Annotated in this window: 13 protein-coding genes and 1 riboswitch; of the genes, 5 read left to right on the plus strand and 8 right to left on the minus strand. The window is 73.2% G+C overall.

Annotated elements, in window-relative coordinates; translation table 11 throughout:
- Positions 1-11 precede the first annotated feature (11 nt).
- Genes QWY29_RS09250 through QWY29_RS09265 form a run of 4 tightly spaced genes read left to right on the plus strand, consistent with a single transcriptional unit; the run spans position 12 to position 3,706 of the window.
- Positions 12-2,261, plus strand: a complete 2,250-nt coding sequence (locus QWY29_RS09250; RefSeq protein ID WP_300960440.1) for a sensor histidine kinase — start codon at positions 12-14, stop codon at positions 2,259-2,261.
- Positions 2,258-2,767: a pyruvoyl-dependent arginine decarboxylase gene (locus QWY29_RS09255; RefSeq protein ID WP_300960441.1), complete on the plus strand. Its 510-nt coding sequence runs from the start codon at positions 2,258-2,260 to the stop codon at positions 2,765-2,767. Before QWY29_RS09250 ends, QWY29_RS09255 begins: the two co-directional genes overlap by 4 nt.
- On the plus strand, positions 2,760-3,335 hold the full coding sequence (locus QWY29_RS09260; protein ID WP_300960442.1) for a hypothetical protein: 576 nt from the start codon (positions 2,760-2,762) through the stop codon (positions 3,333-3,335). The genes QWY29_RS09255 and QWY29_RS09260 overlap by 8 nt, the downstream gene beginning before the upstream one ends.
- Positions 3,335-3,706, plus strand: a complete 372-nt coding sequence (locus QWY29_RS09265; RefSeq protein ID WP_300960443.1) for a response regulator — start codon at positions 3,335-3,337, stop codon at positions 3,704-3,706. The genes QWY29_RS09260 and QWY29_RS09265 overlap by 1 nt, the downstream gene beginning before the upstream one ends.
- Here QWY29_RS09265 and ribH read toward each other — a convergent pair whose 3' ends face one another.
- From ribH to ligD, 8 genes are all read right to left on the minus strand, one after another.
- Positions 3,707-4,186, minus strand: coding sequence for a 6,7-dimethyl-8-ribityllumazine synthase (ribH, locus tag QWY29_RS09270; protein ID WP_300960444.1), 480 nt, complete (start codon positions 4,184-4,186; stop codon positions 3,707-3,709).
- Complete coding sequence (locus QWY29_RS09275; protein ID WP_300960445.1) at positions 4,183-5,568, minus strand: bifunctional 3,4-dihydroxy-2-butanone-4-phosphate synthase/GTP cyclohydrolase II; 1,386 nt, start codon at positions 5,566-5,568, stop codon at positions 4,183-4,185. The genes ribH and QWY29_RS09275 overlap by 4 nt, the downstream gene beginning before the upstream one ends.
- Positions 5,565-6,248 (minus strand): nicotinamide mononucleotide transporter family protein, encoded by a 684-nt coding sequence (locus tag QWY29_RS09280; protein WP_300960446.1) that lies wholly within the window; start codon positions 6,246-6,248, stop codon positions 5,565-5,567. The genes QWY29_RS09275 and QWY29_RS09280 overlap by 4 nt, the downstream gene beginning before the upstream one ends.
- Positions 6,248-6,865 (minus strand): riboflavin synthase, encoded by a 618-nt coding sequence (locus tag QWY29_RS09285; protein WP_300960447.1) that lies wholly within the window; start codon positions 6,863-6,865, stop codon positions 6,248-6,250. The genes QWY29_RS09280 and QWY29_RS09285 overlap by 1 nt, the downstream gene beginning before the upstream one ends.
- A 3-nt stretch (positions 6,866-6,868) precedes the next feature.
- Complete coding sequence (gene ribD / locus QWY29_RS09290; RefSeq protein ID WP_300960448.1) at positions 6,869-7,942, minus strand: bifunctional diaminohydroxyphosphoribosylaminopyrimidine deaminase/5-amino-6-(5-phosphoribosylamino)uracil reductase RibD; 1,074 nt, start codon at positions 7,940-7,942, stop codon at positions 6,869-6,871.
- An 82-nt stretch (positions 7,943-8,024) separates the two neighbouring features.
- Positions 8,025-8,168, minus strand: a riboswitch (FMN riboswitch).
- A 207-nt stretch (positions 8,169-8,375) separates the two neighbouring features.
- On the minus strand, positions 8,376-9,047 hold the full coding sequence (gene rpe / locus QWY29_RS09295; RefSeq protein ID WP_300960449.1) for a ribulose-phosphate 3-epimerase: 672 nt from the start codon (positions 9,045-9,047) through the stop codon (positions 8,376-8,378).
- 22 nt (positions 9,048-9,069) lie between these two features.
- On the minus strand, positions 9,070-10,689 hold the full coding sequence (locus QWY29_RS09300; RefSeq protein ID WP_300960450.1) for a RecQ family ATP-dependent DNA helicase: 1,620 nt from the start codon (positions 10,687-10,689) through the stop codon (positions 9,070-9,072).
- A gap of 56 nt (positions 10,690-10,745) precedes the next feature.
- Positions 10,746-11,723, minus strand: coding sequence for a non-homologous end-joining DNA ligase (gene ligD / locus QWY29_RS09305; protein WP_300960451.1), 978 nt, complete (start codon positions 11,721-11,723; stop codon positions 10,746-10,748).
- Between the two features lie 33 nt (positions 11,724-11,756).
- On the opposite strand from ligD, the gene QWY29_RS09310 reads away from it, so the two are divergent.
- The gene (locus tag QWY29_RS09310; protein ID WP_300960452.1) at positions 11,757-12,479 is read left to right on the plus strand and encodes an AAA family ATPase; all 723 of its coding nucleotides are present in this window, start codon (positions 11,757-11,759) and stop codon (positions 12,477-12,479) included.
- The last annotated feature ends 7 nt before the right edge of the window (positions 12,480-12,486 follow it).

Here is a 12,486-nt window from a genome sequence, read left to right on the forward strand (position 1 = left end):
CCGTGCCGGGTATGAGCACATCGCTGTCGCTCGGCGCGCAGCGACGTCGCTTCCGTGCCGCGGTCCCCGCAGCGGTCGCCTTCCTGGCGGTCTACGCCGTGCTGCTCGCGCCGATCCTTTCCCGGGCCACTCGCGAGGCGGCAAGCGGGCTGGGCCTGATGATGGCCGGAACCACCACGACGCTCGCGCTCGCCGTCCGCGCCCGTTCGTCGACCGGCCGCCGGCGGATGGCCTGGTGCTGGTTGACCGCCGCCTCGACGGTCGCGGTGCTCGGCAACGTCTGGGGCACGATCGTCGGCAACGACCCGGTCACCGAGCCCAGCGCCGTCGTCGACCTCAGCATCTCCGTGGCGCTCGCGCTCTCGATCATCGGCCTGCTCTCGTTCCCGACCGCCCGGCGACGGGGGCGCGACCTCGTGCTCCTGGCCCTGGACGGCATCGTCGGCGGCACGGCGGTGGTCATCATCGCCACGGTGCTGGTCTACGACGAGCTGCTCGGGTCGGTCGACAGCTCCTTCGGGCAGCCGCTGGTCAGCAACGTGCTCATCCCGTTCCTCGACGTCGCGCTGGTGACCGTCGGTCTCTTCCTCGTCCTGCGCAGCCGCGGCGAGGGCCGTCCGGCGCTGGCGCTGGTCGCGCTCGGCTTCCTGCTGTACGCCGTCGCCGACCTCACCTACGCGGTGCGGGTCAGCCAGGGCACCTTCGCCTGGGGCGACGTCCCCGACCTCGGCTGGATCGCCGGCTACCTCATCATCGGCGTCGCCGCGTGGTACCCCGCCCGACCCGACTTCGAGGAGGTCGAGGGCAGCCGCGCCGTCGCGGACGCCCGCGACACGATCCTGGTGTTCGGCGCGGTGGGCGTGGCGGTCGTCGTGCAGACCGCGTTCAGCTCCGGTGGGGGCATGCAGCGCGCCCAGGTGGTGCTCTGGCTGGTCCTCGGCCTCGCCGCCGGTCTCCGCCAGGTGCTGCTGACCCTGGACAACACCCAGCTGCGCCGGGGCCTGGAGCTGCGGGTCGAGGAGCAGACGGCCGACCTGCGGCGCATGGCGCGGCGTACCGAGACCCTGTTGACCTCCGTCGGGGACGGCATCTACGGCGTGGACCCCGCCGGTCGCATCACCTGGGTCAATCCCTCCGGCGCCCGGGCTCTGGGCCACCCCCTCGACGAGCTGGTCGGCCAGCGCGCGCACGACCTCTTCCACGCCCCGGGGGTGGACGGGACGGCCTTCCCCTACGAGGGCTGCTACATCGCCGAGGCGATCTCGTCCCGCACGGTGACCAGCGCGGAGGAGGACGTCTACGTCCGCGCCGACGGCGACACGTTCCCCGTCGAGATCACCGCCAGCCCGCTGGTCGACGACGAGACCGTCACCGGTGCCGTGGTCGTCTTCCGCGACGTCACGCAGCGCCGCGAGGTCGACCGGATGAAGAACGAGTTCCTCTCCGTGGTCAGCCACGAGCTGCGGACGCCGCTCACCTCGATCCGCGGGTCGCTGGGCCTGCTCGCCGGCGGCCAGCTGGGCGAGCTCACCCCGCGGGCGACCTCGATGGCCCGGATCGCGCTGGAGAGCAGCGAGCGGCTGACCCGGCTCATCAACGACATCCTCGACCTGGAGCGGATCGAGTCGGGCACGCGCCCGATGGAGCTCGCGCCCGCCGAGGCCCGGACCGTCGTCGAGGCGGCGGCCGCCGAGATGGACGCGATGGCCCGCGGCGCCGACGTGCGCCTCGAGGTCGGGGACGCCGCCGGCGAGGTGCTCGTCGACGCCGACCGCATCGTCCAGACACTCACCAACCTGCTCAACAACGCGATCAAGTTCTCCCCCGCCGGTGGCCGGGTCGTCCTCGACGCCGTCCTGCAGCCCAACGGCAAGGCCGTCCTGTTCCGGGTGCGCGACGAGGGCCGCGGCATCCCCGAGGACCAGATCGCCACCATCTTCGACCGGTTCCACCAGGTCGACTCCTCCGACGCCCGCCAGAAGGGCGGCACCGGGCTCGGCCTCGCGATCAGCCGCGGGATCGTCGAGCGGCACGGCGGCCGCATCTGGGCCGAGAGCCAGCCCGGCGAGGGGACGACCGTCCAGTTCACGCTGCCCGTCGCGCACCGCGCCCGCCCCGCCGGCGCGACCGCGGCCGCGCGGCCCGCCCCCGACCTGATCTCCCCGCCGACCACCCCGTCGACAGACCAGTCCGTGACCACACCGCCGACCACCACGCCCGTGACCACACCGGCACCCACCCCTTCCCAGGAGGAACGTTGACCACCCGCCTCGACATCACCGTCCGAGCAGCCACGGGCGTCGGACGCACGAAGCTGGCGGCGTACGACCACGCCCTGCTCAACGCCGGGATCGGCAACCTGAACCTGATCAAGCTCTCCTCGGTGATCCCGCCGCACAGCACCGTCCGGGTGCTGGAGGACGGCGCGGCGGAGGTGCTGGCCGGCGGGCACGGCGACAAGCTCTACTGCGTGGAGTCGGCGGTCTTCGCCGAGCACAGCGGCGAGACGGTCTGGGCCGGCCTGGGCTGGACCCGCGACCACACCACCGGCGGGCTCTTCGTCGAGCACCACGGCGGCAGTGAGGAGTCACTGCTGGAGCAGATCACGCTGAGCCTGCACGACATGGACGAGAACCGCGGCGGCGGCTACGGGCCCGTGGAGTCCGCGACCGCGTCGGCCCACTGCACCGACCGGCCGGTCTGCGCGCTCGTCGTGGCGGCGTACTCGGTGGAGGACTGGTCGCCGAAGGAGCCCCACCGTGGCTGAGACCTCGACGCCGGCACTGGCGATCACGGTCGAGCGCGAGCTCGACGACGCGACGATCGCGGACTACTGGGACCTCTATCGCGCGACCTTCGCCGAGCTCGAGGTCCGCGCCATGGCGCGCCACCTCCTGCACGAGCACGAGTTCGTGGAGGAGATGAAGGACGAGCGGGTGATGAAGTACGTCGCCCGCAACGCCGACGGCGAGGTGGTCGGCCTGTCCACGCTGACCCGCGACCTGGTGACCGTGCCCTGGATCAGCCCCGGCTGGTGGGCGCACCACTACCCCGAGCACACCGCCCGCGACGCGGTCTACTACCTCGGCTTCACCCTGGTGCGCCACGACCAACGACAGACCAACGTGATGTGGTCCATGATCTCCACCATCGTGGAGATGCTCGTGGAGGAGCGGGCGGTCTGCGGGTACGACTACTGCCTGTACAACGACCAGGTGCTCGGCCTCGGCCCGGGCACCGAGGCCCTGCTGCACCGGATCGCCGACGTGGAGGTGGTCGCCGCGGACACGCAGACGTACTACCGCGCGCTCTTCGCCGGACCGCGGCAGAGCTGATGCCGCGCGCCCTCGTCGTCGACGACGACGACTCCATCCGCGAGATCACCCAGATCGCCCTGGAGGTCGTCGCCGGGTGGGAGGTCGTCACCGCCGAGAGCGGCGCGCAAGCCATCGACCTCGCCGCCCTGCACCAGCCCGACGTCGTCGTGCTGGACCTGATGATGCCGGAGATGGACGGCCTCACGACCTTCCAGCACCTGCAGGCGCAGGAGTCCACCGCCGGAATCCCCGTCGTGCTCCTGACCGCGAAGGTGCAGGTCGGTGACCGTCAGCTGTGGGACGAGATGGCCGTCGCCGGCGTCATCTCCAAGCCGTTCGACCCGATGACGCTCGCCGGCGAGATCTCGACGATGCTCGGCTGGGACTGATCAGCGGCCGGTGATGCCGCGCAGCGTGCGGGCGGTCTGCAGGGCGGCGGCGGTCGCCTCGTAGCCCTTGTCCTCCTTCGACCCCGGCAGACCGGCGCGGTCGAGCGCCTGCTCGTCGGTGTCGCAGGTCAGGACGCCGAAGCCGACCGGCGTGCGGTGGTCCAGCGCGACGCGGGTCAGGCCGTCTGTGGCAGCGGAGCAGACGTACTCGAAGTGCGGCGTGCCGCCCCGCACCACGACGCCGAGGGCGACCACGGCGTCGTACCCCTCCTCGGCCAGGGCCGCGGCGACGACCGGCAGCTCGAACGTGCCGGGCACGCGGACCACCGTCGACTCACCCACGCGGTGGTCGTCCAGCGCGCGCTCGGTGCCGGCGAGCAGGCCGTCCATGACCTCGGTGTGCCAGCTGGCCGCGACCACGGCGACCCGCAGGTCGCTGCAGTCGACGGGCTGGAGGGTGGGGGCGCCGTGTCCGCTCATGCGTCGATCTCCTGCTGGTCGGTGGTCTGGCTCGGGTCGGTGACGGCCGTGCTCGGGTCGGTGACGGCCGTGCTCGGGGCCGGCTCGACCGAGGTCAGCCCGGGGAGGACGTGGCCCATCCGGTCGCGCTTGGTGCGCAGGTAGGCCAGGTTGTGGTCGTTGGGGTGCGGGGTGAGCGGGACCCGCTCGGCGACAGGGACGCCGAAGTCCTCGAGGCTGCTGACCTTCTCGGGGTTGTTGGTGAGCAGCCGGACGCTGCGGACGCCGAGGTCGCGCAGGACCTGGGTGGCCGTCCCGTAGTGGCGGGCGTCGGCGGGCAGGCCCAGGTCGAGGTTGGCGTCGACGGTGTCGCGGCCGCCGTCCTGGAGCTGGTAGGCCTGCAGCTTGGCGACCAGGCCGATGCCCCGGCCCTCGTGGCCGCGCAGGTAGACGACCACGCCGCGCCCCTCGGCGACGATCCGCTCGAGCGCCTCGTCGAGCTGCGGGCCGCAGTCGCAGCGGTGGCTGCCGAAGACGTCGCCGGTGAGGCACTCGGAGTGCACGCGGGTCAGCACCGGCTCCTCGTCGGAGAGGGTCGCCGGGTCGCCGTGGACGAGGGCGATGTGCTCGGAGCCGTCGACGGTGATCCGGTAGCCGTAGGCGGTGAAGTCCCCGTGCCGGGTCGGCAGCCGGGTCTCCGCGACCCGCTCGACGAGCGTCTCGTGGCGGCGGCGGTGCTTGACCAGCTGCTCGATCGAGATCATCGCCAGGCCGTGCTCGTCGGCGAACGCGCGCAGCTCGGGCGCCCGCTTCATCGTGCCGTCGTCGTTGACGACCTCCACGAGCACGCCGGCCGGGGTGAGCCCGGCGAGCCGGGCCAGGTCGACGGCGGCCTCGGTGTGGCCGCGACGCACGAGCACCCCGCCCTCGCGGTAGCGCAGCGGGAAGACGTGGCCGGGCCGGGTGACCTCCCACGGCTCGGTCGCGGAGTCGGCCAGGACGCGGACGGTGTGGGCCCGGTCGGCGGCGGAGATGCCGGTGCTGACGCCGTCGCGGGCGTCGACGGAGATCGTGTACGCCGTGCGCAGCTTGTCCTTGTTGTGCGGCGTCATCAGCGGGATCTCGAGCCGGTCGAGCATGTCGGCCGGCATCGGCACGCAGATCACCCCGCTGCTGTGCCGGATCGTCCAGGCCATCAGCTCCGGGGTCGCCCTGCTGGCGGCGAAGATGATGTCGCCCTCGTTCTCGCGGTCCTCGTCGTCGACGACGATGACGGCCTTGCCCGCCGCGATGTCGGCGATCGCGCGCTCGACGTCGTCGAGGCGGACCTTGTCGTGCTGGCTGCCGGGCCGGCCGGCTGGCTGGCCGGCGGGCTGCTGGGCGGGCGGGCGCGGGGCGCTCATGCGGGGACTCCTTCGTCGACCGGCAGCGGGGCCGCCGCCGGCTGGTGGGAGGCGCGCTCGACGCGCCACCAGGTGATCAGGCCGAGGACGCAGAACGCGCCGTAGAACAGGTACATGCCGGCGGTCGGGTAGTAGCCCGCCCGCACCAGGGTGGTCACGCCGACGACGTCGACGGCGATCCACACCAGCCAGAACTCCACCCAGCCGCGCGCCATGCCGTAGGTCGCGATGAGCGAGCCGGCGAGGATCCAGGCCTCGGTGGCGGGGCCCCACGAGCCGATCCGGACGAGCAGCGCGTACGCCGCGGCGTACCCGACCGCGGCCAGGGCGAGCAGCGCCAGCCGTTCCCGGCCGGTCGCCCAGCGTGGCGTGACCGGCTCGGCGTCGGGCGTGCGGCCGGCCGCGCGCCAGCGCCACCAGCCGTAGAGGCCGACCGTGGCGAACATGATCTGCCGGCCGGCCTGGCCCCACAGCGGTTCGGACGTGGCGCCGCTGAGCTCGCCGCTGACGAAGACCGTGAAGAGCAGGACGTTGCCGACCAGGCCGATCGGCCACGCCCACACCAGCCGGCGCATGCCGAGCAGCGCGCTCGCCAGGCCGAAGCCGTTGCCGACGACCTCGCGGACCGCCAGCGAGCCGTCACCGACGGCGATCGTGCCGTGCAGGAGCCAGTCGAGCATCAGGCCTCCCCGCCGGTGCTGCTCGGCAGGTGGCCGGCGAGCAGCTTCTCCACGTGCTTGGCGATGACGTCGGCCTCGAGGTTGACCCGGTCGCCCACTTGGCGGGTGCCGAGCGTGGTGCGGGCGAGGGTCTCGGGGATGAGGCTGACGGTGAACGAGGTCTCCCCCGCCTCCACGACGGTCAGGCTGACCCCGTCGACGGTGATCGAGCCCTTGTCGACGAGGTAGCGCGCCAGCTCGGCCGGCAGCGAGACCTCGACGACCTCCCAGTGCTCGCTCGGCGTGCGGCCGAGCACCTCGCCGACGCCGTCGACGTGGCCCTGGACGATGTGGCCGCCGAGCCGGGTCGCCGCGGTGACCGCGCGCTCGAGGTTGACCACGTCGCCCGGCTGCACGCCGCGCAGGCTGGTCTTGTCGAGCGTCTCCTGCATGACGTCGGCGGTCCAGGTGTCGTCCTGGCGCGCGGCGACGGTCAGGCAGCAGCCGTTGACGGCGATCGAGTCACCGAGCGCGGCGTCCTCCAGCACGGTCGCGGCGCGGATGGTGAGCCGGATGGCGTCGCCCTGGTCCTCGACGGCCGCGACGGTGCCGAGCTCCTCGACGATCCCTGTGAACATTCCTCAGCTCTCCTCGTTGTGCTGCACCGTTGCCGTGGTGGGCGCCGGGGTCATGGTCAGCCGCACGTTGGGCTGCTCACCGGCCTCGACCGGGTCGAGCACGGCCACGTCGGTGACCGTGGGCCGGAACGCGTCGGCGATCGTGGTGATTCCGAGGTCGGCGACGGCTGCGAGGCCGGCACCGAGGAACATGGGGGCGACGTAGGCGACGACCTCGTCGACCACGCCCGCGCGCAGGAACGCCGCCGCCAGCGTCGGTCCGCCCTCGAGGAAGACGTGCTGCCGGTCGCGTGCCCGCAGCTCGGCGAGCGCCTCGTGCGGGTCGCGCGTGCGCAGCAGCACGGTCTCGGCCCGGTCGTCGAGCACGCGGCGGCCGGGGTCGAGGTCGCGCAGGCCCATGACCGCCCGCAGCGGCTGCCGGGGCAGCGGCACGTCGTGCTCGTCGCGGACGGTCAGCGCCGGGTCGTCGACGGCCACCGTGCCGGTGCCGACGAGCATCGTGTCGGCCAGCCCGCGCAGGCGGTGGGTGTCGAGCCGGGCGGCGCGGCTGGAGACCCAGCGGCTCGTGCCGTCAGCCGCCGCGCTGCGCCCGTCGAGGGTGGTGGCGAGCTTCCAGGTGACGAACGGCCGGCCGTGCTCGACGGCGAAGGTCCAGGTCCGGTTCAGCTCGCGGGCCTCGTCGACCAGCAGCCCGGGCTCCACCTCGACCCCGGCCTCGCGGAGCGTCTGCGCGCCGCCGACGGCCACCGGGTTGGTGTCGGACTGGGCGAACACCACGCGGCGTACCCCCGCCTCGAGGAGGGCGCGGACGCACGGGCCGGTCCGGCCGGTGTGGTTGCAGGGCTCGAGGGTGACGACCGCGGTCGTGCCGCGGGCCCGCTCCCCCGCCTGCGCCAGCGCGTCGGCCTCGGCGTGGGCGGTGCCAGCGCCGCGGTGGAACCCCTCGGCCACGGTGGTGCCGTCGTCGGCCAGCAGCACGCACCCGACGCGCGGGTTCGGCCCGAGCGGTACGCCGGGGCTCGCGGCGAGCTCGAGCGCGCGGCGCATCGCGCGCCGTTCCGCGTCGGTGGTGCTCATCGCTCGGCCCCTCGTGTCCGTTGTCGTCGCGGACTCCGGGGCCTGACGGCGGCGCGGGCACGTGCGTGGCGTGCCGAGCCGCCTGCGTGCGCTTCCCATCCGGACTTTCACCGTCGGTCCAGGACTCTCACCTGGTCAACCGGTCACTGGCTGTGACCGGGTCGCGGACTTCTGGATTCCTCCAGTCACCGCCGGCTCGGAATTACACCGACCCCAGAGCACGCGAGCATCTGCTCGTCTGCGGCCGAGTCTGCCACAGGGGCACCCCGCGGGCGCCGTGAGGCGGCCCACAGGGTGGGACGGTCGTCGGCGGCCGGCCGGTGGCCACCGGACACGACGTGACCGATGAACCTCCTGCTTGACCGACGAACCTTCGTCGGTCACGTGCGAGTTCCGTCGGTCAAGCCGACGGGTTCACCGGTTGACCGGTGGATCAGTCACGGCCCCCGGCAGCTGCTGCGGCCTCCCGCAGTGAGGCGACCATGGCGTCGGGGTCGTCGGCGGAGTAGACGGCCGACCCGGCGACGAAGACGTCGGCTCCGGCCTCGGCGCAGCGGCCGATGGTCTCCAGCGAGACGCCGCCGTCGACCTGGAGCCAGGTCTCGACGCCGTGGGCGTCGAGGAGGGCGCGGGTGCGACGGATCTTGGGCAGCACGAGGTCGAGGAACTTCTGGCCGCCGAAGCCCGGCTCGACGGTCATCAGCAGCACCATGTCGAGCTCGGGCAGCAGGTCGGCGTAGGGCTCGATCGGCGTCGCCGGGCGCAGCGCCATCGACGCGCGGGCGCCGTGCGAGCGGATCTCGCGGGCGAGCCGCACCGGTGCCCGAGCGGCCTCGGCGTGGAAGGTGACCGAGCCGCAGCCGGCCTCGACGTACGTCACGGCGTTGCGGTCGGGGTCCTCGATCATCAGGTGCGCGTCGAGCGGGGTGTCGGTGCTGCGGGCGAGCGCCTCGACCATCGTCGGGCCGAAGGTGAGGTTGGGGACGAAGTGGTTGTCCATCACGTCGACGTGGACCCAGTCCGCGCCCGGGATGCGCGCCACCTCCGCCCCGAGGTTCGCGAAGTCGGCGTTGAGGATGCTCGGCGTGATCTGGAGGTGGCCCACGGGCCGTCAGTCTAGGGACGCCTCAGGTGAGCGCGAGCAGGTCCTGCTCCTCGACCACGACCAGCGACAGCGTCCGGTAGCCCACCGACTCGAAGAGCACCGTCACCCGGTCGTCCTCGACGTCGGTGACGACGCCCGGGCCGAACTCGACGTGGACGACGTCGGACTGCACCGGGTACGCCGCGTCCTGCTCGACCGCCGGGTCCTCCGCGAGCCCGTCGCGGCAGTTGTCGCACCGGCCGCAGCGGTGCTCGGCCTGCTCGCCGAAGTAGCCCTGGAGGTACGCCGCGCGGCACCGGTCGGTCTCGGCGTAGCCGCGCATCATGTCCACGCGCGACCGCTCCAGCTGGCGGTGCGACTCGGCCACCTCCACCACCGCGTCGACCGCGGCGCCGGCCTCGTTGGCCTCGGGCCGGGTCTCGTGGACCAGCGCCAGCAGGTTGAGGATCCGGCCGGTCTTGCGCGGCCCGAAACCGGCCGCCCCGGCGACGTCCTTGGGCTCGGTGCCCACCTCGCCGGCGGCCCGGAGCACGGCGTGCACGTCCTTCTTCTTCGGGATGCCGCCGGAGAAGAACTTACCCAACGCGAGGTCCTCGGGCCGGTAGACCAGGGTCGCCGTGGCGGGCTCGCCGTCGCGGCCGGCGCGGCCGACCTCCTGGTAGTAGGTGTCCGGCGACTCGGGGATCTGCGCGTGCACCACGAAGCGCACGTCGGGCTTGTCGATCCCCATGCCGAAGGCGGAGGTCGCCACGACCACGTCGACCTCGTCGGCCATGAACGCCTCGTGGGTCTGCTCGCGGCGGCGGTGGGACAGGCCCGCGTGGTAGACCGCGGTGCGCCGACCCGCCTCGGCCAGCGCGGCGGCGTACTCCTCGGCCTTGGGGCGGGTGCGACAGTAGACGATGCCCGAGCCCTGCTCAGCGGCGACCAGCTCGACGACCGTGAGGTGCTGGTCGGGCTCCTCGTTGACGCGGACCACGTCGAGGGCGAGGTTGTCGCGGGCGAAGCCGGTCAGCACCGTGCGCGGCTCGCGCAGGTCGAGGCGGTCGACGATGTCCTCCTGCACCGGCGGCGCTGCGGTCGCGGTCATCGCGACCACCCGCGGCGCGGCGCCCTGCTCGTCGGCCAGGTCGGCGAGCAGGTCGCCGAGGCGGAAGTAGTCGGGGCGGAAGTCGTGGCCCCAGGCCGAGACGCAGTGCGCCTCGTCGACCGCCACCAGCCGGATGCCGGCGGCGCCGATGGCCGCGCGGACCTCGTCGTTGGCCAGCTGCTCGGGCGAGCAGAAGAGGAAGTCGACCTCGCCGGCGGTGGCCCGCTCGACGACCTCGCGCTTCTCCGCGTCGGACTCCGCGGAGCTGATCCGGCACGCGGTGAGGCCGCCCGGCGCCGAACGGATGCTCTCGACCTGGTCCTGCTGGAGCGCGAGCAGCGGCGAGATCACGAGCGTGCAGCCCTCGGTCAGCACCCCGGCCACCTGGTAGACCAGCGACTTGCCCGAGCCGGTCGGCGAGACCAGCAGCACGTCGTGCCCGTCGAGCAGCGCGGTCATCGCCTCGGCCTGCCCACCCAGCAGGTGCTCGTGGCCGAAGACCCCACGGGCGGCCTTCTCGACCCTGGTCAGGAGCTGCTCGCGCGAGGTCACCGCGAGCCGTTACCCAGCCGTCCCGGCCGGGACCTCACCCCTCCGGGGGACGCTCGTCACGCCTCCGGTGCGTCGTCGGGGTCCGCCGGGCCCTCGGCGCCCTCGGCCTCGTCGCGCTCGGCCCACTCCAGCAGCGGCGCGATGTCCCACGGGTCGGCGTCGATGTCGGCGTGCAGGTCACCGAGCTCGGCGAAGCGCTGCGGGACGGTGAAGATCGTGAAGTCGCGCGGGTCGACGTCGGCGACCTCGTCCCAGCGGATCGGGGTGGAGACGCGGGCGTCGGGCAGGCCGCGCACGGAGTACGCCGCGGCGATGGTGTGGTCGCGCGCGTTCTGGTTGTAGTCGACGAAGACCGTGGCCGGGTCGCGGTCCTTGCGCCACCACGTCAGGTCGACCTCGTCGGGCGCGCGCCGCTCGACCTCGCGGGCGAACGCCAGCGCGGCCCTGCGCACCTCCTTGAATCCGTGGTCGGGACGGATCCGCACGTAGACGTGGATGCCCTTGCTGCCGCTCGTCTTCGGGTAGCCGGTCACGCCGAGCTCGTCGAGCACCTCGTGGACGACGCCGGCCACGCGGCGTACGCGGTCGAAGTCGCAGTCCGGCCCCGGGTCGAGGTCGATGCGCCACTCGTCGGGCTTCTCGGTGTCGGCGCGGCGGCTGTTCCAGGGGTGGAACTCGACCGTCGACATCTGCACCGCCCAGATGACGCTGGCCAGCTCGGTGACGCAGAGCTCGTCGGCGGTGCGGTCCCACCGCGGGAAGTGCAGCCGCACGGTCTCCACCCACGGCGGCGCACCCTGGGGCAGCCGCTTCTGGTGGACCTTGTCGCCGGCCAGGCCCTTGGGGAAGCGGTGCAGCATGCACGGCCGCTCCTCCAGCGCGGTGACGATGCCCGGGCCGACGGCGAGGTAGTACTCGACCAGGTCGAGCTTGGTGGCCCCGGACTCCGGGAAGTAGACGCGGTCGGGGTTGCTGACGCGCACGACGCGGTCGTCGACCTCGATCTCGACGGACGGGGACTTCGAGGCGGCCACGCGCCCACCGTAGCGAGCCGTACCGTCTCCCTGGTGGGACTCGACCAGCCGCCCGTCGTCCGGGTCTCGGTGCCGCGGGAGGGCCGCGCGGAGAAGCTGCCGCTGCGGCAGTGGCCGATGACCGTGCCGGCCGTCGAGCACGTCGTGCGCCGCGGGCTCGACCTGGCCCCCGGCGTCACCTTCCTCGTCGGCGAGAACGGCTCGGGCAAGTCGACGATCGTCGAGGCGGTGGCCGAGGCCTACGGACTGTCCCCCGAGGGCGGCACCCGCAACTCCCGCCACTCCACCCGGGTGACCGAGTCGCCGCTGGGTGCCGCGCTCACCCTCCAGCGGGGCATCGGCTCGGGCCGGTGGGGGTTCTTCCTGCGCGCCGAGACGATGCACGGCTGGTACACGCACCAGGAGCAGCACGGCGGCCCGCCGCTGCACGAGATGAGCCACGGGGAGTCGTTCCTCGAGGTGCTGCGGACCCGCTTCGACTCCCCCGGGTTCTACTGCCTCGACGAGCCGGAGGCGGCGCTGTCGTTCTCGTCCACCCTCGCGCTGGTCTCGGCGCTCGCCGAGGTGGTGGCGAAGGGCGGGCAAGTGCTCTGCGCGACCCACTCCCCCGTGCTCGCCGCGATGCCCGGGGCGACGGTGCTCGAGGTCGGCCCGTGGGGCCTGCGCCGCACGACGTGGGAGGACCTGGAGCTGGTCGAGCACTGGCGGCGCTACCTCGCCGACCCGGGGCGCTACCTGCGCCACGTGCTGGACTGACGGTCGT

Source organism: Nocardioides abyssi, assembly GCF_030412915.1.
GTDB classification, from domain to species: Bacteria; Actinomycetota; Actinomycetes; order Propionibacteriales; family Nocardioidaceae; genus Nocardioides; species Nocardioides abyssi.

Coding starts and splice junctions, on each gene's coding strand:
- ribH (WP_300960444.1), bottom strand. CDS start 4,186: ATGAGCGGACACGGCGCCCCCACCCTCCAGCCCGTCGACTGCAGCGAC.
- QWY29_RS09250 (WP_300960440.1), top strand. CDS start 12: ATGAGCACATCGCTGTCGCTCGGCGCGCAGCGACGTCGCTTCCGTGCC.
- QWY29_RS09280 (WP_300960446.1), bottom strand. CDS start 6,248: ATGCTCGACTGGCTCCTGCACGGCACGATCGCCGTCGGTGACGGCTCG.
- QWY29_RS09275 (WP_300960445.1), bottom strand. CDS start 5,568: ATGAGCGCCCCGCGCCCGCCCGCCCAGCAGCCCGCCGGCCAGCCAGCC.
- QWY29_RS09285 (WP_300960447.1), bottom strand. CDS start 6,865: ATGTTCACAGGGATCGTCGAGGAGCTCGGCACCGTCGCGGCCGTCGAG.
- ribD (WP_300960448.1), bottom strand. CDS start 7,942: ATGAGCACCACCGACGCGGAACGGCGCGCGATGCGCCGCGCGCTCGAG.
- QWY29_RS09265 (WP_300960443.1), top strand. CDS start 3,335: ATGCCGCGCGCCCTCGTCGTCGACGACGACGACTCCATCCGCGAGATC.